The organism is Stenotrophomonas daejeonensis (assembly GCF_001431505.1).
GTDB lineage: Bacteria > Pseudomonadota > Gammaproteobacteria > Xanthomonadales > Xanthomonadaceae > Stenotrophomonas > Stenotrophomonas daejeonensis.
In genome coordinates this window covers 1-19651 of the sequence record NZ_LDJP01000083.1, presented here as the reverse complement: position 1 = coordinate 19651, position 19651 = coordinate 1, and the positions used below count along the sequence as shown (strand labels likewise).

19 protein-coding genes are annotated in these 19651 nt (G+C 68.9%); 5 read left to right on the top strand and 14 right to left on the bottom strand.

Features of this window, described 5'->3' with window-relative positions:
* The first annotated feature begins 37 nt into the window (after positions 1 to 37).
* Positions 38 to 736, top strand: coding sequence for an acireductone synthase (gene mtnC, locus ABB34_RS13145; RefSeq protein ID WP_057641781.1), 699 nt, complete (start codon positions 38 to 40; stop codon positions 734 to 736).
* Positions 737 to 803: 67 nt separating this feature from the next.
* Here mtnC and ABB34_RS13140 read toward each other — a convergent pair whose 3' ends face one another.
* Together ABB34_RS13140 and ABB34_RS13135 are read right to left on the bottom strand one after the other, a co-directional pair.
* Entirely contained in the window at positions 804 to 1964 is a 1161-nt protein-coding gene (locus tag ABB34_RS13140; RefSeq protein WP_211258211.1) for a metallophosphoesterase, read from the bottom strand.
* 112 nt (positions 1965 to 2076) lie between these two features.
* Positions 2077 to 3891: a DUF885 domain-containing protein gene (locus ABB34_RS13135; protein ID WP_057641779.1), complete on the bottom strand. Its 1815-nt coding sequence runs from the start codon at positions 3889 to 3891 to the stop codon at positions 2077 to 2079.
* A gap of 206 nt (positions 3892 to 4097) precedes the next feature.
* Here ABB34_RS13135 and ABB34_RS13130 point away from each other — a divergent pair, with 206 nt between their 5' ends.
* Positions 4098 to 5366: an amino acid permease gene (locus ABB34_RS13130; protein ID WP_057641778.1), complete on the top strand. Its 1269-nt coding sequence runs from the start codon at positions 4098 to 4100 to the stop codon at positions 5364 to 5366.
* Here ABB34_RS13130 and ABB34_RS13125 read toward each other — a convergent pair.
* Positions 5304 to 5828, bottom strand: coding sequence for a MarR family winged helix-turn-helix transcriptional regulator (locus ABB34_RS13125; RefSeq protein WP_057641777.1), 525 nt, complete (start codon positions 5826 to 5828; stop codon positions 5304 to 5306). The two genes, ABB34_RS13130 and ABB34_RS13125, sit on opposite strands and share 63 nt — an antisense overlap.
* Before the next feature lie 29 nt (positions 5829 to 5857).
* Between ABB34_RS13125 and ABB34_RS13120 the strand changes: the two genes are divergently transcribed.
* The 3 genes from ABB34_RS13120 (at position 5858) to ABB34_RS13110 (ending at position 8539) form a co-directional block, all read left to right on the top strand.
* The gene (locus tag ABB34_RS13120; protein ID WP_057641776.1) at positions 5858 to 6958 is read left to right on the top strand and encodes a bifunctional NAD(P)H-dependent oxidoreductase/GNAT family N-acetyltransferase; all 1101 of its coding nucleotides are present in this window, start codon (positions 5858 to 5860) and stop codon (positions 6956 to 6958) included.
* 63 nt (positions 6959 to 7021) lie between these two features.
* Positions 7022 to 8011 carry a C13 family peptidase gene (locus ABB34_RS13115; RefSeq protein ID WP_057641775.1) on the top strand — a complete coding sequence of 330 codons (990 nt, stop codon included), beginning with the start codon at positions 7022 to 7024 and terminating at the stop codon, positions 8009 to 8011.
* Positions 8012 to 8080: 69 nt separating this feature from the next.
* Complete coding sequence (locus ABB34_RS13110) at positions 8081 to 8539, top strand: YciI family protein (RefSeq protein WP_057641774.1); 459 nt, start codon at positions 8081 to 8083, stop codon at positions 8537 to 8539.
* 9 nt (positions 8540 to 8548) lie between these two features.
* Here the strand turns inward: ABB34_RS13110 and ABB34_RS13105 are convergent, their stop codons facing one another.
* The 11 genes from ABB34_RS13105 to hisS all read right to left on the bottom strand — a co-directional run bounded on the left by ABB34_RS13105 (position 8549) and on the right by hisS (position 19416).
* Positions 8549 to 10075 (bottom strand): calcineurin-like phosphoesterase C-terminal domain-containing protein, encoded by a 1527-nt coding sequence (locus ABB34_RS13105; protein WP_057641773.1) that lies wholly within the window; start codon positions 10073 to 10075, stop codon positions 8549 to 8551.
* 205 nt (positions 10076 to 10280) lie between these two features.
* Positions 10281 to 10913, bottom strand: coding sequence for a bifunctional phosphoribosyl-AMP cyclohydrolase/phosphoribosyl-ATP diphosphatase HisIE (gene hisIE / locus ABB34_RS13100; RefSeq protein ID WP_057641772.1), 633 nt, complete (start codon positions 10911 to 10913; stop codon positions 10281 to 10283).
* Entirely contained in the window at positions 10903 to 11679 is a 777-nt protein-coding gene (gene hisF, locus ABB34_RS13095) for an imidazole glycerol phosphate synthase subunit HisF (RefSeq protein ID WP_057641771.1), read from the bottom strand. The genes hisIE and hisF overlap by 11 nt, the downstream gene beginning before the upstream one ends.
* Complete coding sequence (hisA, locus tag ABB34_RS13090; protein WP_057641770.1) at positions 11673 to 12407, bottom strand: 1-(5-phosphoribosyl)-5-[(5-phosphoribosylamino)methylideneamino]imidazole-4-carboxamide isomerase; 735 nt, start codon at positions 12405 to 12407, stop codon at positions 11673 to 11675. Before hisA ends, hisF begins: the two co-directional genes overlap by 7 nt.
* Entirely contained in the window at positions 12404 to 13006 is a 603-nt protein-coding gene (hisH, locus tag ABB34_RS13085; protein WP_057641769.1) for an imidazole glycerol phosphate synthase subunit HisH, read from the bottom strand. The genes hisA and hisH overlap by 4 nt, the downstream gene beginning before the upstream one ends.
* Positions 13003 to 14076: a bifunctional histidinol-phosphatase/imidazoleglycerol-phosphate dehydratase HisB gene (gene hisB / locus ABB34_RS13080; protein ID WP_057641768.1), complete on the bottom strand. Its 1074-nt coding sequence runs from the start codon at positions 14074 to 14076 to the stop codon at positions 13003 to 13005. Before hisB ends, hisH begins: the two co-directional genes overlap by 4 nt.
* Positions 14073 to 15155, bottom strand: a complete 1083-nt coding sequence (gene hisC, locus ABB34_RS13075; RefSeq protein ID WP_057641767.1) for a histidinol-phosphate transaminase — start codon at positions 15153 to 15155, stop codon at positions 14073 to 14075. Before hisC ends, hisB begins: the two co-directional genes overlap by 4 nt.
* Positions 15152 to 16447, bottom strand: coding sequence for a histidinol dehydrogenase (gene hisD, locus ABB34_RS13070; RefSeq protein ID WP_057641766.1), 1296 nt, complete (start codon positions 16445 to 16447; stop codon positions 15152 to 15154). Before hisD ends, hisC begins: the two co-directional genes overlap by 4 nt.
* Positions 16444 to 17355, bottom strand: coding sequence for an ATP phosphoribosyltransferase (gene hisG / locus ABB34_RS13065; protein WP_057641765.1), 912 nt, complete (start codon positions 17353 to 17355; stop codon positions 16444 to 16446). Before hisG ends, hisD begins: the two co-directional genes overlap by 4 nt.
* A 9-nt stretch (positions 17356 to 17364) precedes the next feature.
* Entirely contained in the window at positions 17365 to 17691 is a 327-nt protein-coding gene (locus tag ABB34_RS13060) for a YerC/YecD family TrpR-related protein (protein WP_057641783.1), read from the bottom strand.
* Positions 17692 to 18009: 318 nt separating this feature from the next.
* Positions 18010 to 19416: a histidine--tRNA ligase gene (hisS, locus tag ABB34_RS13055; protein WP_057641764.1), complete on the bottom strand. Its 1407-nt coding sequence runs from the start codon at positions 19414 to 19416 to the stop codon at positions 18010 to 18012.
* Positions 19417 to 19651: the final 235 nt, after the last annotated feature.

Sequence of the window (19651 nt, the reverse complement as noted above, 5' to 3'; positions counted from 1 at the left end):
ACCTTCCCCCGCAGGGGGAAGGAACTGGACTCCTCGCATGACCATCCGCGCCATCCTCACCGACATCGAAGGCACCACCTCCAGCATCTCCTTCGTCAAGGAAGTACTGTTCCCCTACGCCCGCGACGCCCTGCCCGGCTTCGTGCGCCTGCATGGCAAGGAACCGGAAGTGCGCCGCTGGCTGGACGCGGTGGCCACCGAGATCGCCGCCAGCGCCTGCCAGGACGAGGTCATCGTCGAAACCCTGCAGGGCTGGATCGACCAGGACCGCAAGCACACCGCGCTCAAGGCGTTGCAGGGCATGATCTGGGACGTCGGCTACCGCAACGGCGACTACACCGCGCACCTGTACCCGGAAGTGGCCGGCGTGCTGCGCGGCTGGCATGCGGCCGGCCTGCCGCTGTACGTGTATTCCTCCGGCTCGGTGCCGGCACAGAAGCTGTTCTTCGGCTTCAGCGACGCAGGCGACCTCAACGGCCTGTTCTCCGGCAACTTCGACACCGAGATCGGCGGCAAGCGCGAAGCGGCCAGCTACACCCGCATCGCCGGGGCCATCGGCATCGCCCCCGGCGACATCCTGTTCCTGTCCGACGTGGTGGAAGAGCTGGACGCGGCCCGCGAAGCCGGACTGCGCACGGTGCTGCTGGACCGCATCAGCGACTACCCGACGCCGCGCATCGGCGATGCCACCCACGGCCACGCGCGCGTGGAGGATTTCAGCCAGATCGCGCCGTGAACCCGGCAGGTGCCGACCGTTGGTCGGCACTGCGCGGTGACGCCCCCGCCCGACCAACGGTCGGGCGCTACCGCCGACGTACGCTGCGCAGCACCAGCACGTCGATGCTCGACGGCACGCCCAGCCGCGCGTTGAACCCATCCCACTGGCCCACGCCGGCGCTGACGAACAGGGTCATGCCGCCGACGCGGTAGTCGCCGCGCACGAAGCCGTCGTTGAACGGTGCCACCAGCCAGCGGTCCATGCCGATGATGTGGCCACCGTGGGTATGCCCCGAAATCTGCAGATCCACCGCGCCGGTGGCGGCGGCTTCGCGCGCCAGCTTGGGTTGGTGCGCCAGCAGCAGGTGGAAATCGCTGCCCCGTGCTTGCCCGACCACGCGCGGGATGTCCGGCGCGATGCCGCCGCCCTGCACGAGCCCGGGATTCCTGTAGAAGGCCGGATCACCCACGCCGGACACGGCCAGCGTGCGGCCACCGATCGCAAGCTTGACCGTCTCGTTTTCCAGCACCCCCAGACCCAGCTGCCGGAAGTGCGCCATCCACGCGGTGTAGTTGCTGTAATACTCGTGGTTGCCGGGCGCGACCCACACGCCATGCGGCGCATGCAGTTCGGCCAGGGCGGCGACATTGGCGGCGTTGCCCGCGACCTGCCCGTCCACCATGTCGCCCGGCAACACGATCAGGTCGGGTTTCGTCGCCAGCACGTCGTCGACGATGCGCCGGGTACGCCATGCGCCCTTGACCGGGCTGGCGTGCAGGTCGGCCAGTACCGCCACGCGCAGCCCGTCCAGTTCCACCGGCAGCGACGACAGCACGACCTCCCGCTCGTGGACCTTCGGCGGCTTGAGGCCGTTGTACGTGCCCAGCGTCGCCAGCAACAGCACCAGCGGTACCGCGACGTGGTGCAACCGCGCCCCGTGCAGGAAAGCGCGCAGTCGTCCAGCACGGCGCGACAGGCGCAGCGGCAGCCACAGCAGGTCGCGCAGCAGCACGAACACCAGTGCCAGCGCGAAGGCCACCATCACCCAGCCGAACAGCAGCTGCACCCATGCGTTGGCGACGTCGCCGAACGCCTGTCGGCGCCACAGCCAGCCCAGCAACGGCTGCAGCAAGCCCAGCGCGAAGGTCAGCCCTGCATACCAGCGGCGCTTGCGGCCAAGCGCCGCCACCGGCCACCACAGCCAGAAGGCCAGCAGCAGCGGGAACAGCAATATCGATACGATCATCAATGCAAACCGCAGCCGCGCCGGTCACCGGCGCATGTCGAAACCCGGCGGGAAACCATCGGGGGAAAGCCGGCACGGAACGGGCCCGTGCCGGCGGGGGAAGCGCGGGCCGTTATGCGCCCTTGCCTTCGATCCAGCGTTCGATCTTTCCGTCCAGCACGTCCAGCGGCACCGAGCCGTCCTTCAGCACTTCGGCATGGAATTCGCGGATGTCGAACCTGTCGCCCAGCTTCTGCTCGGCGCGCCTGCGCAGTTCCTGGATCTTCAGCTCGCCGGTCTTGTAGGCCAGCGCCTGCCCTGGCCAGGCGATGTAGCGCTCGGCCTCGGCGATGGCGTCGGGCTCGCTGACCGAGGAGTTGGCGAACATGTAGTCCAGCACCTGCTGGCGGCTCCAGCCCTTCGAATGCAGGCCGGTATCGACCACCAGCCGCACCGCGCGCCACAGCTCGCCCTGCAGGCGGCCGAAGTAGCTGTACGGGTCGGTGTAGACGCCCAGGTCCTTGCCCAGGCTCTCGGCATACAGGCCCCAGCCCTCGATGAAGGCGGTCTGCCCGCCGAAGCGGCGGAACGCCGGCACGCCCTGCAGCTCCTGCTGCAACGCCAGCTGGAAGTGGTGGCCGGGGATGGCTTCGTGCAGGAACAGGTCCTCGGCGTCCCACGTCTTCCGGGTCGGCAGGTCGAAGGTGTTGACGTAGAAGATGCCCGGGCGGCTGCCGTCCTCGCTGGGCTGCATGTATTCACCGCCAGCCGCCGATTCGGCGCGGAACGCCTCGATCGGGCGGATCTCGAAACCGGCCTTCGGGGTCAGCGAGAACAACTTGGGGATGTTGGCCTCGATCTTCGCCTCCAGCCCGCGGTAATGCGCCAGCAGCGCATCTTCCGACGTGAACTCGAACTGCTTGTCATGCTGCATGAAGGTGAAGAAGTCCTGCAGCGAGCCCTTGAAGCCCACCTGCTCCATCACCGCGTGCATCTCGCCGTGGATGCGCTCGACCTCCTTCAGGCCGATGGCGTGGATCTGCTCCGGGGTCTGCTCGGTGGTGGTCATCTGTTTGGCGCTGAAGGCATACCACGCCTTGCCGTCGGGCAGCGCGTCCAGGCCCACCGTGTCGCGGGTGGCCGGCAGGTATTCGTTGGCGATGAAGTCGCGCTGCTTCCTGATCGCCGGCATCAGCTGCCCCTCGACCAGCTCGCGGTAGGCGACGGTCAGGCGCTCCTTGTCGGCGGCCGGGAAATCGGCCGGCATCAGCGTGATCGGGCCCCAGAACTGGCTGTCCTCGGCCTTGGCCGCGATCAGCGCGTCGAACTGCGGCACCACCTTTTCCATCAGCACGCGCGGCTGCACCACGCCGGCCTTGATGCCTTCGCGCATGTTGGCGATCTCGGTATCCAGCAGCACCGGGATGCGCGCGGCGCGCGCCAGCCAGTTGTCGTAGTCCTTCACCGTCTTGAACGGCTGCGCCACCTGGCCCGAGCCCAGCATCACCGCATAGCTCACGGTCGAGCCCATCTGGTTGACCGGCAGCATCCAGCCGGGGAACTTCTCGCCCTCCAGCGACTGCTGCTGTTCCTCGACGAAGATGCGGTAGCTGAGCAGGTCCTGCCCGGCCAGCCCGGCGTCTCCGATCTTCCGTGCCTTGTCCAGCCATTCGGCGGTGAAGTCGTGGACCTGTTTGCGGTATTCGGCCGAGCCCATGTCCGGCAGCTGGTCGTTGTAGCGGTCGTCGCCCTGGAAGGTGGCCTGCAGCGGGTTGAGCTTGAGCACGCCTTCCCAGTAGTCGGCATACAGCTGGTTCAACTGCGCGGCCTTTTCGGCCGGCGCCAGCTGCGCGGCGGTGTCGCCGGCCGGCGACGGGGAAGGCGAGCAGGCGGCCAGCACCGTGGCCAGCGAGAGGGAAACGGACAATGCCAGCGGACGCAGCGTCATGGGGAATCCAGCGAGGGAATGAAACCGGCAGCGTCCATGCGCCGGCGTGGCCGCGGAAGGGCCAAAGGTCATTGCCGTCGCCGCGCCGTCGGCAAACCGTCATAATCCGCGGCCCGCCCCACCCCGCCATCAGGTGGATGCCCGTTCCCGCCTGATCCGCCGCCTGCGTGGCCCGCGCGATCCGGCCCTTGCCGTTGCCGCATTCGATGACTACCTCCCGCCGCCCGCTGGGCTTCTGGTCCGCCACCGCCCTGGTCGTGGGCAGCATGATCGGCTCGGGCACCTTCCTGCTGCCGGCGACGTTGGCGCCCTATGGCGCCGCCACGCTGGTCGGCTGGGGCATCACCCTGTGCGGCGCGTTGCTGCTGGCCGTCACCTTCGCGCGGCTGGCGCGGCGCTGGCCGCAGACCGGCGGCCCCTACGTGTTCGCCCGCAACGCCTTCGGCGAGCTGCCCGGCTTCATGGTGGCGTGGAGCTACTGGATCTCGATGTGGTGCGCCATCGCCGCGATTGCCGTTGCCTTCACCGGCAGCATCGGCGCGCTGTTCCCCACGTTGACCGCCACCCCGGTGCGCGCGGCCGGCTGCGGGCTGGTCGCGCTGTGGCTGTGCGCCGGCGTCAACCTGCTCGGCGTGCGCGAGGCCGGGCGCCTGCAACTGCTGACCACGGTGCTGAAGGTGGTGCCGCTGCTGCTGTTCGGGCTGGTGGCGCTGTGGTTCGTCGATGCCCGCCACTACGTGCCATTCAATCCCAGCGGCGAGCCGCTGGGCAGCGTGGCCGGCGCCACCGTGGCGCTGACGCTGTGGGCGATGATAGGGCTGGAGGCGGCCACCGTGCCGGCCGAGTCGGTCGACGATGCGCCGCGCACCGTGGCACGCGCCACCGTCGCCGGCACCGCCATCGCCGGCGTCGCCACCGTACTGGCCTGCACCACCGTGCTGGGCCTGTTGCCGGCCGACGTGCTGGCGGCCTCGGCCGCGCCGATGGCCGACGCCGCGGCCGCGCTGTGGGGACCCGGCGCCGGCATGCTGCTGGCGGCGGTGATGGCCGTTTCCTGCATCGGCGCGCTCAACGGCTGGACGCTGCTGTCGGCGCAGCTGCCGATGGCCGCCGCCCGCGACGGCGTGCTGCCGCGCGCCTTCGCCAAAGAGAACCGGCGTGGCGCCCCGGCCTTCGGCATCCTCGTCAGTTGCCTGCTCGCCACCGTGCTGGTGATCAGCAACTACAACCGCTCGCTGGTGGACCTGTTCAAGTTCTCGGTGCTGCTGTCCACCGCCGCCACCCTGCTGCCCTACCTCGCCGGTGCCGCCGCATGGCTGTGGCGCGGCAGCGGCACCGCCTCGCGGCTGGCTGCCGCCGGCGCATTGGCCTTCAGTCTCTACGCGCTGGGCGGGATCGGCGCCGAGGCGCTGCTATGGGGTGCCGGACTGATCGTGGCCGGGCTGCCGATCTATTTCTGGCTGCGGCGCGGCTGAGCCGCCCGCGCAGAGTTTCCCCGCGATCCGCTTGAGGTCGCGCAGGTCGTCGGCATCGAGCAGGTCGGCGAAATGGTGGCGGACGGACTCCAGGTGCCGCGGCGTCGCCGCACGCAGCACGTCCCGGCCCGCACGGGTCAGGACCAGCAGGCAACCACGGCCGTCCTCGGGATCGGGCGCGCGCTCGATGAGCCCCCGCTCCTCCATGCGCGAGGCATGCCGCGAGAGCCGGCTGCGCGACCAGCCCATCTTGGTGGCCTGCAGGTGCAGGGGGCTGGTCGTGTCCGGGCGCTCGACCAGCGTGCTGAGCACCTCGTAGTCCGCTTCGGACAGCCCGGTGGCGGCGAGGGCCTGGCCGATCCGCGCGCGCACGCCGACCGTCATGCGCCGGAAGGCACGCCAGGCGCTTTCCTCGTCGCCGTCGAGCCAGCCCGAGGTGGCCGTCTTCTTTTTCGTTGACATGTAATCGAATATCCCCCAATCTCGATTACATGTCAACGAACAAACCCCGCATCATGGTGCTCGCCTGCAGCACCCGCCCCGGCGCGCTGGCCCCCGCGGTCGCAGACTGGTTCATCCGCGCGGCCGCGCCACACGCGCAGACGCTGGACGTCGAACTGGTGCCCGTCTCGCTGGCCGACCTCGACCTGCCGTTCCTGGACGAACCCGAGCATCCCGCGTCCGGCGTCTACCGGCAGCCGCATTCGCTGGCCTGGAGCGCGCTGGTCGACGGCGTCGATGGCTTCGTCTTCGTCACGCCCGAATACAACCACGGCATGCCCGCCGTCCTGAAGAACGCGCTCGACTACCTCGGCCGCGAATGGGCGTGGAAACCGGCCGGCTTCGTCAGCTACGGGCATACCTCCGCCGGCACGCGGTCGGTGCAGCACGCAAAGCAGGTCGTGTCCGCGCTCCGGCTGGTCCCGACCGGCGCGACGGTGTCCCTCCGCATCGGCGACGGCATCGTGGAGGGACAGGTACGGCAGGACGAGCGCCTGGATGGCCTCGCGGCCCGGCTCCTGGGTGAGGTCGTCAGGCTGGGGCACGCGCTGCGGCCCATGCGCGAGCCCTTGGATGGTTCGACGCAGGCGGGGCCGGTCGCCGGCTCCCATGCCCGGCGCCTGACGCCGGCAGATGCGGCAGACGTCATCGTCCTGCAACGTTGCTGCTGGGTGGACGAGGCCCTTGCCAACCAGACCCTGGACATCCCGGCCCTGCACGAAGGCCTCGACGACGTGCGCAACTGGCTCGGGCAATGGACCGCGCTCGGGCTGTGGCGCGACGGCAAGCTGCTCGGCATGGTCCGCGCCCGGCGCGAGGGCGACGCATGGAACATCGGCCGCCTGGCCGTGGCGCCGCACATGCGCGGAAGCGGCCTCGGGCGCTGGCTGCTGAGGCTCGTGGAAGGCAAGGCCGGGCCGGCGTGCACCCGGGCGACGCTGGAGACCGGCGCCCGCAGCGCGCAGAACATCCGCCTGTACCTGAGCGAAGGTTTCGAGCACATCGCCGGCATGGAAGGGGGCGACGTCGTGCATCTGGCGAAGCCGTTGCCGGAGCAGGCCGCGCAGGCAGGCGTCCCGGCCGGCCACTGACCGACGGATCGACCGCGAACGGCCACGCTAGAATCGCCCCGCCCTCCCTCGTGCCCGTACCCGATGACTCGCGCAGCCTCCGCCACGACGCGCCATGCCCGACACCCGAAGGCGCTGGCACCCGTTCTGGCGCTGTTCTTCTGCGTCTGGCCGGCGCTGGCGCAGACGCCCGGACCCGATGCATGGGAGCCGACCACGCCAAGGCTGGAAGGCGCGCAACTGGCCCTGCTCGACGCCGCGCTGGAGCGCCTGCCACCGCAGCGGCCGGGCGTGACCGACATGTACGTGCTGGGCGTGGCCGGCGACGCCGACGAGGACGTGTTCCGCAACGAGGTGGCCTACCTGCGGCAGTTGTCGGCGCAACGCTGGGATTCCCGGGACCGCATGCTGGCGCTGGTCAACCAACCAAATGTGCTGCCCGGCGAGCCCGTCGCGCCACTGGCCACGTATGAAAGCATCGGCTACGCGCTGGACGTGCTGGGGCAGACGCTGGACCCGCGCGAGGACGTGCTGTTCCTGTACCTGAGCAGCCACGGGCTGGACGACAACAGCGTCTACCTGCACACCGGACCGGACCAGGAGGACTACCTCGCGCCGGAGGACCTCGCGCAGTTGCTGGAGGAAGCCGGGATCGGCAACGCGGTGATCGTGGTGTCGGCCTGCTACTCGGGTGGCTTCGTGCCGGTATTGAAAGCGCCCAACCGCATGGTCATCACCGCCGCGCGCAGGGATCGCCCGTCGTTCGGCTGCGGCCATACCGACAGCGCCACCTGGTTCGGCCGCGCGTTCCTGGTCGAGGCGCTGAACGCCACCAACGACTTCGCCAGCGCCTTCAAGGCGGCCAGCGCCACGGTGCGGCAGCGGGAGGTGGAAGAAGGCGAGCTGCCCTCGCAGCCGCAGTTCTTCGCCGGCAAGGCGATCGCCCCGGTACTGGCACGCTGGCGCTCCGGCTTGCCGGCAAGCCCGCCGGTGCCCTATCCCTTCACCCATGCCCCGCGGCGGCAGCCGTCGCTTCACCGCGACCCGGGCCCGGACAACCGCAAGTCGCGATAGCACCGGCGCCGGCGCACCCGCCAGCCGGCGCGCATGTACGATGCCCGCACGCCCTCCGGGAGAACGCGCATGTCCTTCAAGCTTGCCGGCGCCCTTGCCGCCTTGCTGGTGCTCGCCCCGCCCGTCGCCGCGCAGCAGGCCCCGACCTACGACGAGGCGCTGGCCACGAAGTACGGGGCCGACGAATACGGCATGCGCGCCTATGTGCTGGTCATCCTGAAAACCGGGCCGAACACGATGCCGGCCGGGCCGGAGCGCGAGGCGATGTTCCGCGGCCACTTCGCCAACATGCAGCGCCTGTCCGACGAGGGCAAGCTGGTGCTGGCCGGGCCGCTGGACGGCGTGGACGGCTGGCGCGGGCTGTTCGTCTTCGCCGTGGCCGACATCGACGAGGCGCGGCAGCTCGCCGCGACCGATCCGGTGCTGGTCAACGGCGAGATGGTGGCCGAATACCACGCCTATTACGGCAGCGCCGCGTTGATCGGCCTGCGCGAGGTGCACGAACGGCTGGCCCGCAAGCAGCCCTGAGCCGGATGCTCAGGGCTGCGCGTCCTGCAGGCGGTAAACGGTGCGGCTGCGGTATTCGCGGCCGTCGAACGTGGCGCGTACTTCCACGGTGTGCTCGCCCGCTTCCAGCCTGGTGGGCAGCGCCGCGCGCCACAGGTGGGTGGAGGGCCGGGCTTCGGGCGAGCGGTCGTAGCCGCGCAGGCCATCGCTCAGGTCGTCGGCCACGTTTTCCACCAGCAGCCGCGGGTCGGACTGTTCGACGCGCTTCATCGGCTGCCACTCGCCCGCGTCCACGCGGAACTCCACCGGCAGGCCGTCGTAGCCCATGAACACGTTGGCATATACGCCCCACGCCGGGTACGCGCCACGGCGCAGGACTTTCGGCGCATGCAGCGCGATCTGCTCGTCGGCCGGCGCGCGGGCGACGCGGTATTCCACGCTGTAGCGGCCCTGCGGCTGCACGTTCAGCAGGCCGTAGCCGTTGGGCGTGCCATCGGACATGGTGCTGTCGGGAATGCCCTGTGCGTCCTTCACCCCCGACCAGAACGCGCCGCAGGCCGCGCCGACGTTGTATTCGTGCAGCGGTTTTGCGCCGTTCCAACCCTGCGCGGCATTCCAGAAGCGCTGGCTCTGGTTGTGGGTGTGGCCGCTGAGGACCAACGGGTGTTCAACCTTTTCCAGCAGGGCGAACAGGCGCGCGCGGTCTTCAGCGCGGAAGTCGCGGTCGAACAGCGGGATGTGGATGCCCAGCACCACCAGCTTGTCGCTGGGGACCGTCGGCAAATAGCGTTCGAGGAAAGCGAACTGGTCCTCGCGCAGGCCACCGACATAGGCCGGCCTGCGCCCTGGTTGGGCGACGATGTCGTCCAGCCCGATGAACACCATCGATGGTTCTTCCCACGCATACGTGTCCGGGCCGAGCTGGCGGTGGTAGCTGCGCAGCGACTCGGCATCGCTGGCCGCGCCCACGTCCATATCGTGGTTGCCCGGCACATGCAGCCACGGCACGCCCAGCGAGGTCACCGCCTTGACCAGCAGCGGGTACAGCGAGGGATCGTCGTTGGTGATGTCGCCCAGGGTCATGCCCAGCCGCGCGGCATGGTTGCCACGCAGCGGCGCGACGATGTCGCGCTCGAAATAATCCACGTCCCGCGCGCTGGCGGTCTGGCTGTCGGCCATCACCAGCGTCTGGAAGCTGGCCGGCGCATCCGGCTGCGGCACCAGCGCGAAGGGGCGGCATTGCCCGCCTTCGGCTTCACCGGCGCGCGGGCGCCAGATGTCCGGCAGGCCGTCGGCGCGCGGCGCGGCGCGATGCGCGGCCGGCTTGATGACGAACACCGTGGGCTGCACGGAATCCGGCAAGCGATAGCGGCCATCGCGGCCGGTCACGGCGATGTGCTCGCCATCGGAAACGCGGATGCCCGGCAGCGGCTTCTCGCCCGCGTCGCGCGCGCCGTTGCCGTTGGCATCCTCGAACACCATGCCCTCCACGCAGGAAGCGGTGGCGACGAACGGTGTGCAGGCCAGCAGCAGGCCGGCAAGCAGGGGATGGCGCATGGAAGCCTCGTCAGGCGAACGGACAGGCCGCCATTATCGCGCGGTAGGCCGGGGCTACGCCCCCAGCGCGCTCCGCCTCCCGCACCGTGTCGTCGGGGATGTAACCCCGACCTACCATGCTGATGGCTTGGGCCAACGTAGGCCGGGGCTACGCCCCCGGCGCGCTCAGCCTCCCGCACCGCGTCGTCGGGGGTGTAACCCCGACCTACCGACCGGATGACTTCTCCACTGCTTTTGCGTGTCGCTGCTCCAGCACCGCCACCGCATCGGCCAGCGACAGCCCGCGCGCGCGCAGCAGCACGATCAGGTGGAACAGCAGGTCGGCCGACTCGCCAAGCAGTTCGTCGTCACCCTGCGCCACGCCGGCCAGTGCGGCTTCCACACCCTCCTCGCCCACCTTCTGCGCGATGCGGCGCGTACCCTTTTCGAACAGTTGCGTGGTGTAGCTGTCCAACGGGCGCTCACGCTCGCGCTGTTCGACCAACGCATCCAGCGCGCCGAGGAACTGCCCCGGCGCATCGCCGAAGCAGCTGGTGCTGCCGGTATGGCAGGTGGGTCCATGCGGGCGCACGGTGACCAGCACGGTGTCGGCATCGCAGTCGGTGCGCACGTCCACCACGTCCAGATGGTTACCGGAGGTCTCGCCCTTGGTCCACAGCCGCTGCTTGCTGCGGCTGAAGAACGTGACCTTCCCGCCCTTCAGCGTGCTTTCCAGCGCGGCACGGTCCATGTAGCCAAGCATCAGCACGCGCAATGTGGCCGCATCCTGCACGATGGCCGGCACCAACCCGCCGACCTTGTCCCAGTCCAGCGCGGCCGGGTCGAATTCACTGCACATCACGCACCTCGATCTGTTGTTCGCGCAGGTAGCGCTTCAAGTCGGCAATGGCGATGGCGCCGGAATGGAACACGCTGGCGGCCAGCGCGCCATCGACGTCGGCCTGCTCGAACACGTCGGCGAAATGCTGCGGCGTGCCCGCCCCGCCGGATGCGACCAGCGGCACCTTGCACAAGGCGCGTGCCTGCCGCAGCTGGGCGATGTCGTAGCCCTTGCGCACGCCGTCGCTGTCCATGCAGTTGAGCACGATCTCACCTGCGCCGCGCTGCTGTATCTCGCGCACCCAATCCAGCGTGAGCCGGGCCTCGGCGCGGATTTTTGCGGGGTCGCCGGTATAGGAGCGCACCCGCCATTGCCCGTCCGGCTCGCGGATGGAGTCGATGCCGACCACCACGCATTGCTGGCCGAAGGCATCGGCCAATTCGCCGATCAATGCCGGATTTTCCAGCGCGGGCGTGTTGATCGAAATCTTGTCGGCGCCGGCATGGAGGATTTCACGCGCGGTTTCCACGTCGCGGATGCCACCGGCCACGCAGAACGGGATGTCGATCAGCCGCGCCACGCGCTCGATCCAGCCGCGGTCCACCGAGCGTCCTTCCGGGCTGGCGGAAATGTCGTAGAACACCAACTCGTCGGCGCCCTCGTCGCGGTAGCGCAGCGCCAGTTCGGTGATGTCGCCCATGTCCACGTGGTCGCGGAAGCGCACGCCCTTGACCACGCGACCCTCGCGCACGTCGAGGCAGGGAATGATGCGGCGGCTCAACATGCCAGTGCCTCGTCCAGTTGCAGGCGGCCTTCCAGCAGCGCCTTGCCGAGTACCGCGCCGCCGCAGCCTGCGGCCTTCGCCGCGGCCACGTCGGCCACGTCGCGCACGCCGCCGGACGCCTGCACGGCCACGCCCGGCAGCAGCTTCGACAGGTGCGCGTACAGGTCGATGTTGGGGCCGGACAACATGCCGTCGCGGGCGATGTCGGTGCACAGCAGGTGCTTCATGCCGGTCTGCGCATAGCGGGTGGCGAGTTCGTCCAGGGTGACGTCGGCGGTTTCGGTCCAGCCATGCACCGGCAGGCACCATACGCCGTCTGCGCCCTGCCGCGTGTCCAGCGCGATGGTCAGGCGCTCGGCGCCAAATTCGTCCAGCCACGCCAGCACCTGTTCGGGCTGGCGCACCGCCAGCGAACCGATCACCACGCGGCTTGCGCCGGCATCGAGGATGCGCGCCACGTCATCGCGGCCGCGCACGCCGCCGCCTGTCTGCACCTTCAGCGACGTGTTCGATGCGATCTGTCCCAGCAGCGGAGCCAGCGTGTAGCCACCGGCCTTGGCCGCGTCCAGATCGACCAGATGCATCCAATGCGCGCCGCCGGCGGCGAACGCCTGTGCGCGCGGCAGCGGGTCGTCGCCGTAGGTGGTCTGCTGCGCATAGTCGCCCTGCAACAGGCGCACCACCTGCCCGTTGCGGATGTCGAGCGCGGGATAGACGGTGAAGTTCATGAAAAATCGTTCTCGATGAAGTTGCGCAGGAGGCGCGCGCCGGGACCCGCCGAGCGCTCGGGATGGAACTGCGCGCCGCACAGCCGGCCACGCTGAACCACGGCGGTGAACAGGCCGCCGTGATGGCAGGCGGCCACGGTGTCGGACGTGACCGGCGCGGCGTAGCTGTGCACGAAATAGGCACTGGCGCCGGGCGGCACGCCATCAAGCAGCGGCGATTCGCGCAACGCCAGCAACTTGTTCCAGCCCATGTGCGGCACGCGCACGCCCACCGCCGGATGCATGCGACGCACGACGCCCGGCAGCAGGCCGAGGCATTCCACCTCACCCTCTTCCGAGCGCTCGAACAGCAACTGCATCCCGAGACAGATGCCCATCAATGGCAGCTGCAACCCGCGCAATGGCTGCACCAACCCCTGCGCGTGCAGGCGGCGCATGCCTTCGGCGGCGGCACCGACGCCGGGCAGGATCACCCGCTGCACGCCTTCCAATGCGGCAGGCTCGCGCACCATGCGCACGGCGACGCCCAAGCGTTCCAGCGCATAGCGCACCGAGCCGAGGTTGGCGCCGCCGGCGTCGATCAGCCCGACCGCACTCACAACGCCCCCTTGGTCGAAGGCAGTTCGGTACCTTCGCGGCGCATGGCCTGGCGCAGCGCCCGCGCCAGCGCCTTGAAGCAGGCTTCGACCTTGTGGTGGTCGTTGTCGCCTTCCACCTTGAGGTTGAGGTTCAGGCCGGCCGCATCGCACAGCGAACGGAAGAAATGCGGCACCAGTTCGGTCGGCATGTCACCGACGCGCTCGCGCTTGAACTGCCCGTCGAACACGAAGTAAGGACGCCCGCTGAAATCCAGCGCGGCACTGGCAAGGGTTTCATCCATCGGCAGGGTAAAGCCGTAGCGGCCGATGCCGCGCTTGTCACCCAGCGCTTCGCGCAGCGCCTGCCCCAAGGCAAGGCCGGTGTCCTCGATGGTGTGGTGTTCGTCGATGTGCAGATCGCCCCTGGCCTGCACCTCCAGCGCGAAACCGCCGTGGCGGCCGATCTGGTCGAGCATGTGGTCGAAGAACGGCAGGCCGGTGTCGATTTTCGATGCGGCCGGCTTGTCCAGATCGACGAACACGCGGATCTGCGTTTCCTTGGTGTCGCGCTGCACGGTGGCGCGGCGCGGCGCATCGGCCAGTTCGTGGGCGATGGCGTCCCAGTCCCACTGCCCGCCGAACTGCTCGGTGCGCAGCTGGAAGCCGCGGATCTTCATGTTGTCGGCGAACTGGATGTCGGTGGGGCGGTCGCCGACCATCGCCGAGCGCACCCAGTCGATGTTCCGATCCTGCAGGTACGGCAGCATCATGCCGATGCCCGGCTTGCGGTTGGGGCTGTTGTCGGCCGGCCAGCTCGGGTCGATCAGCACGTCGCGGAAGACGATGCCCTGGCTGGCGAAGATCTGCAGCATCAGGTCGTTGGGGCCGTCGAAGCTCTCCTGCGGATAGCCCTCGCTGCCCAGCCCGTCCTGGTTGGAGACGATGACGAACTGGTAGCCGGCGTCGCGCAGCCTGAGCATCGCCGGGATGACGTTCCTGACGAAGCGGATCTTCTCGTAGGCGTCGATCTGGAAATCCGCCGGCTCCTCGATCAGGGTGCCGTCACGGTCGACGAACAGGATGGGGGTCATGCGGCGGACTCCAGCGCGGCCAGTGCGTCGAGGACGCGGTTGTTCTGCTCGGGCGTACCGAGGGTGATGCGCAAGGCATCGTGCAATTGCGGCGCGGCGCGCTGGTCGCGCACCACCACGCCAACAGCCAGCAGGCGCTGGAACGCGGTTTCGGCATCGGCGAAACGCACCAGCAGGAAGTTGCCGTCGGAGGCATGGACGCGGCGCACGCTCGGCAGGTTCCCAAGCGCGGTACGCAGGCGTTCGCGCTCGCTGCGCACGGTGGTGATACGCGCGCGGGTTTTCGCCAACGCCGCGTCGCTCAAGCCTTCCAGCGCCAGCGTCGAGCATGGCGTCGGAATCGGATACGGCGCCTGGCAGGTGCGCAGCACCGCGATCAGGCCGGCATCGGCGATCACGCAACCGATGCGCGCCGCCGCCAGCGCGTGTGCCTTGGACAAGGTACGCAGCACGGCGATGTTGTCGTGTCTGGACAGCAGCGTGGTCGCCGAAGGTTCGTCGGCGAACTCGGCATAGGCTTCATCGACCACGACCAAGGCCTGCCCGTGCAGCGCGGTGGCCACCTGTTCGACCTGTGCCAACGGAATGCTCGAACCACCGGGGTTGGAGGGCGAGCACAGGAATACCAGCTTGGCATTGCCTTGCCTGGCGGCGGCAATGATCGCGTCGATGTCCGGCACCAGGCCGGCTTCGGTATCGCGCAGCGGCACTTCCAGCAAAGGTGCGTTCTGCAAGCGCGCGCTTACCGCGTACATGCCGAACACCGGCGGCGTGCAAAGCACGCCGTCGCGGCCCGGCACGCACAGCGCACGCACCAGCAGGTCGATGGCCTCGTCGCTGCCGCGGCCGATCAGCAGCTGTTCCGGTGCGCAGCCGTACAGCACCGCCATGCGTTCGCGCAGTTCCTGCGGTTGCGGCTCGGGATAACGGCGGCAGCTGGCCTGCACATCGCCGGGATTGGCCCATGCCGATTCGTTGGCATTGAGCCAGACTTCGCCATCGAGCCTGGCGCTGCGCGCGGAGGAATAACCAGCGAAGCCGCGCAGGTCATCGCGTACCAGTTCGAGCACGCCGCTCATGGTGCGACTCCCAGCCTCACGGCGACGGCATTGGCATGCGCGCCCAGGCCCTCGGCGCGCGCAAGAGTCAAGGCGCACGGGCCGATGTTGGCGATGCCTTCGCGGCTGGCGGCCTGCACGCTGATCTGGTTCTGGAAACTGGCGACGCTGACACCGCTGTACGCCCGCGCGGCACCAGCGGTGGGCAGCACGTGGTTGGTGCCGGAGCAATAGTCGCCCAGCGCCTCGGGCGTGTAGTCGCCCATGAACACCGAGCCTGCGGCCTCGACCAGATCCAGCCAGTCATGCGGTTGGCGCAACGCGAGGATCAGGTGCTCCGGCGCATAACGGTTGGAAATGGCGAAGGCCTGTTCGATCGAATCCACCTTCAGCAGTAGCGAGGCGTCCAGTGCCTTGCGAGCGATATTCTCGCGCGCCAAGCGCACCACCTGCGCCTCCACCTCGGCCTGCACCGCGGCGATCAGCGCGGCATCGTCACTGAGCAGGATCACCTGCGAGTCCGGGCCGTGCTCGGCTTGCGACAACAGGTCGGCGGCGACGAAGGCCGGGACGGCGCCGGCATCGGCAATCACCAGCACTTCCGACGGCCCGGCCGGCATGTCGATGGCGGCGGCACCGGCCTGAGCCACCTGCTGCTTGGCCTCGGTGACGTAGCCGTTGCCCGGCCCGAACAGCTTGTCGCAGGAGGGCACGGTTTCGGTGCCCCATGCCATCGCTGCGATCGCCTGCGCGCCACCGATCTTGAACACCTTGTGCACCCCGGTCAGGCGCGCGGCCACCAGCACCGCCGGATCGGCGCTGCCGTCCTTGCGCGGCGGTGTGCACAGCACCACCTCGCGACAACCGGCGAGCCTGGCCGGCACGCCCAGCATCAACGCGGTGGAAGGCAGCGGCGCGCTGCCGGCCGGCACATACAGGCCGACACGGCCGATCGGGCGGATGACTTTTTCGCAGACCACGCCCGGTGCGGTTTCCACGCTGTACGGCCGGGCCATGCCGGCACGATGGTAAGCATCGATGCGCTCGGCCGCCTGCTGCATGGCGATGCGCAGCTCGGCCGGCACCACCAGTTCGGCGGCGGCGAACTCGGCTTCGCTCACCTCGAATTTTTCCAGCGTGACACCATCGAAACGGGCGGTGATCTCGCGCAAGGCAATGTCACCAACGCCACGCACCTGCTCGACCAAGGCCGCCACCGCTTCGCGGGTCTGCGCGGCTACCGCCTGCACCGGACGGGTCAGGGCTTGCGCCTGTGCGTCGGCATCCAGCGTGTTCCAGTCCAGGACGTTCATGCCAGCGACTTCTCCACCGCCAGCACCATCAACTCCTGCGCGCCCGCGCGTTCCAGCTCTTCCAGCCGCTGCCAGCTCAGCGCGCCGTTGCACATGGCCTGCAGGCGCACCGCACTGCCCTGCCCCGGCAGCCGCAGCAGCGGCTCGGCGTCCGGCAGCAACCGCGCCAGTTCGTCCACGTGCGCTTCTTCGGCGGAGAACATCAGCAGCTTGCGGTCCTGCGCACGGGTCAACCCATCGAGGCGGCGCAGCAGCATCGCCATCAGCCCGGCGCGGGCGTCGTCCAACTCGTGCACCGGCCCGGCCAGCACCGCTTCGCTGTCGAGCAGGGTTTCCACCGGCCTGAGCTGGTTGGCGGCCAACGTGGCACCGCTGGAAACCAAGTCGCAGATCAGGTCGGCAGTACCCAGCTTCGGCGCGATTTCCACCGAGCCGGACAGTTCCACCACCTGCGCATCGACGTTCTTTTCCTTCAGCCACGCGGCGAGGATGGCCGGGTAACTGGTGGCGATACGCTTGCCGACCAGTTGCTGCACGCCCTGCCACTCCCACTCGTCGGGTACGGCGATCATCAACCGGCACTGGCCGAAGCCGAGGCCGCGCAGCGGCTGATAGGCATCGGCCAGGCCGATCCGACGGCGCGCCTTGGCCTGCTCGTCCAGTTCGTTAAGGCCGACCACGCCGAGGTCGCAGACGCCGTCGGCGATCAGCCCGGGGATGTCGTCGTCACGCACCAGCAGCAGGTCCACCGGCAGCGATTCGCCAAAGCAGAACAGCTTGTCGCGGCTCTGCCGCCAGCTCAGCCCGCAGGCGGCCAGCAGGCTGCGCGCTGGGTCGGCCAGGCGCCCGCTCTTCTGGATGGCGATGCGCAGCCGGTCACGGGCCGGCGCGGAGGTGGAAGCACTCATGTTGGTTTCTCAGTTGGATTCGGTCTTGCGCGTGGCGATGCGCTCGATGGCGGCGGCATAACCGCCGGCACCGTGTTCGAGCGAGCGCGCGACCCGGCCGATGGTGGTCACGCTCACCCCGGTCAGGTCATGGATCTCGCGGTACGGCACGCCCTTGCGCAGCAGCGGCACCACCCGCCAGCGGTCGGCCATCGCCTCCAGCTCGGCGGGCGTGCACAGGTCGCGCAGGAATGCCTGCACGTCCTGCGGCCGTTCCAGCGCGGCGAATGCACGCGCCAGCGCCTTCAGCGGGGCATCGGAGGACTTCTCACGGTCGGATTCTGGACGTGGTTTCATCTGCATCAATGTAATAGCGTGCTAATACATTGATGCAATCGAGCCACCATGTCAAACCCCGCGATACCGTAGGTCGGGGCTACGCCCCCGACGCGATGCGTATCTGCCGGCAATCCTTTCGGCAAGCCAAGGCCAGTCGGGGGCATAACCCCGACCTACCCGCTGTCGCGATTGGCAGGTGGGTGCCGACCGTTGGTCGGCACCATCGGCCCGCACCAAACCCGCTCGACCAACGGCCGGGCGCCACCGATTACCGGGCCGGAAAAGCAGAAGCACCGCATCTGCGGGGCTTCTGCTTCATTGCGCCGGATTTTCCGCTCAACGCGCCATCACGCGCGCCTGCTCCAATTCGACCTGCAGCGTGGAGGCCAGCTCGTCGCGGGCGACCTCGAACTGCTGTTCGCGCAGCAGGTCCTTGACCGCCACCACGCCGCGCGCCAGTTCGTCCTCGCCGGCCAGCACCACGAAGCGGATGCCGGCCTTGGCCGCGTACTGGAACTGCTTGCCGATCTTCTTCGGCTCCATCTGCACTTCGGTGTTGATGCCGCCGGCGCGCAGGCGGCGGGCGATGTCCAGCGAGTGCGGCATCGCCACCTCGTCCATCAGCGCCACCATCGCCTGCACGCTGCTCTCGGCGATGCCGTCGATCAGCCCGGCCTCGCGCAGCTGCCAGAACAACCGGGTCAGGCCGATGGAAATGCCCACGCCCGGCAGCTTGCTCTTGGTGTAATGGCTGGCAAGGTCTTCGTAGCGGCCGCCGGAGCAGATCGAACCGATCTGTGGATGGTCCAGCAGCGTCGTTTCATAGACGGTGCCGGTGTAATAGTCCAGGCCGCGGGCAATGGAGAAGTTCAGGCAGTATGCGTTTTCTGGCACGCCCAGCGCCTTCACCAGCTCCAGCACCTCGCGCAGCTCGGCCGCGCCGCTGCGCAACGATTCGCTGGCGCCCTCGCCTGCTTCGGCCAGCACCGCGTCGAGCTGCGCCAGTGCGTCGGCGTGCGAGGTCGAGCGCACTTCGACGAAGGCCAGGATGCGCTCCACCGCTTCCGCCGGCAGGCCGAAGTCAGGCCCCAGCAGGGTTTCGCGCACGTAGTCGGCGCCGCGCTTGTCGAGCTTGTCCACCTCGCGCAGCACCAGCGCCTGCTGCTGCGGGTCGGCCACGCCCTGCGCCTCGAAGAAGCCGCGCATGAACCTGCGGTTGTTCAGCTGCACGGCGAACCTGCCGATGCGCAGCTCGGAGAACACCGCGTGGATCACCGCCAGCACCTCGGCGTCATAGCGGATGCTCAGCGCGTCCTTGCCGATCACGTCGATGTCGCACTGGTAGAACTCGCGGAAACGGCCGCGCTGGGCGCGCTCGCCGCGGTAGACGCGCTGCATCTGGTAACGGCGGAACGGGAAGGTCAGCGCGTGCTCGTGCTCGGCCACGTAGCGCGCCAGCGGCACGGTCAGGTCGAAGCGCAGCGCCAGCTCCGGCAGGCCCTTTTCGGCCGACTCCGCGGCATTGGCCAGCGCACCGGTGGACTGCACGAAATACACCTGCCGCTCGGTCTCGCCGCCGGATTTGGTCAGCAGCACGTCGGACAGCTCGAACACCGGCGTCTCCACCGGCAGGAACCCGAAGCGCTCGTAGTTGCGGCGGATGACGTCCAGCATGCGCTGGAACGCGATCTGCTCGCGCGGCAGCAATTCCATGATGCCGGGCGGGGTACGGGGCTTTATCACGGGCCAAACTCCTGCAAACGGTGGGGGTGAGCGGACGCCAATTCTAGCCGCACGCCGCCTGCACGGCCGCATGAAGTATCATTCGCGCACCTTTCAAGCAACGACGTCATGTCCCGGCCCGCCCCCGGTTCAGAGCTGTCCCTTATACCCATCTGACGCTGCCACCGATAATCAGTGGGTAGATCGCGGTGGACGCTGGCTACTGTAAGCACAACTAACACAAGCGCACTACGTT

What these genes read in the sequence shown, in the direction of transcription:
- mtnC (WP_057641781.1), top strand. Translation starts at nt 38, where the DNA reads ATGACCATCCGCGCCATCCTCACCGACATCGAAGGCACCACCTCCAGC.
- ABB34_RS13140 (WP_211258211.1), bottom strand. Translation starts at nt 1,964, where the DNA reads ATGATCGTATCGATATTGCTGTTCCCGCTGCTGCTGGCCTTCTGGCTG.
- ABB34_RS13135 (WP_057641779.1), bottom strand. Translation starts at nt 3,891, where the DNA reads ATGACGCTGCGTCCGCTGGCATTGTCCGTTTCCCTCTCGCTGGCCACG.
- ABB34_RS13130 (WP_057641778.1), top strand. Translation starts at nt 4,098, where the DNA reads ATGACTACCTCCCGCCGCCCGCTGGGCTTCTGGTCCGCCACCGCCCTG.
- ABB34_RS13125 (WP_057641777.1), bottom strand. Translation starts at nt 5,828, where the DNA reads ATGTCAACGAAAAAGAAGACGGCCACCTCGGGCTGGCTCGACGGCGAC.
- ABB34_RS13120 (WP_057641776.1), top strand. Translation starts at nt 5,858, where the DNA reads ATGTCAACGAACAAACCCCGCATCATGGTGCTCGCCTGCAGCACCCGC.
- ABB34_RS13115 (WP_057641775.1), top strand. Translation starts at nt 7,022, where the DNA reads ATGACTCGCGCAGCCTCCGCCACGACGCGCCATGCCCGACACCCGAAG.
- ABB34_RS13110 (WP_057641774.1), top strand. Translation starts at nt 8,081, where the DNA reads ATGTCCTTCAAGCTTGCCGGCGCCCTTGCCGCCTTGCTGGTGCTCGCC.
- ABB34_RS13105 (WP_057641773.1), bottom strand. Translation starts at nt 10,075, where the DNA reads ATGCGCCATCCCCTGCTTGCCGGCCTGCTGCTGGCCTGCACACCGTTC.
- hisIE (WP_057641772.1), bottom strand. Translation starts at nt 10,913, where the DNA reads ATGTGCAGTGAATTCGACCCGGCCGCGCTGGACTGGGACAAGGTCGGC.
- hisF (WP_057641771.1), bottom strand. Translation starts at nt 11,679, where the DNA reads ATGTTGAGCCGCCGCATCATTCCCTGCCTCGACGTGCGCGAGGGTCGC.
- hisA (WP_057641770.1), bottom strand. Translation starts at nt 12,407, where the DNA reads ATGAACTTCACCGTCTATCCCGCGCTCGACATCCGCAACGGGCAGGTG.
- hisB (WP_057641768.1), bottom strand. Translation starts at nt 14,076, where the DNA reads ATGACCCCCATCCTGTTCGTCGACCGTGACGGCACCCTGATCGAGGAG.
- hisC (WP_057641767.1), bottom strand. Translation starts at nt 15,155, where the DNA reads ATGAGCGGCGTGCTCGAACTGGTACGCGATGACCTGCGCGGCTTCGCT.
- hisD (WP_057641766.1), bottom strand. Translation starts at nt 16,447, where the DNA reads ATGAACGTCCTGGACTGGAACACGCTGGATGCCGACGCACAGGCGCAA.
- hisG (WP_057641765.1), bottom strand. Translation starts at nt 17,355, where the DNA reads ATGAGTGCTTCCACCTCCGCGCCGGCCCGTGACCGGCTGCGCATCGCC.
- ABB34_RS13060 (WP_057641783.1), bottom strand. Translation starts at nt 17,691, where the DNA reads ATGAAACCACGTCCAGAATCCGACCGTGAGAAGTCCTCCGATGCCCCG.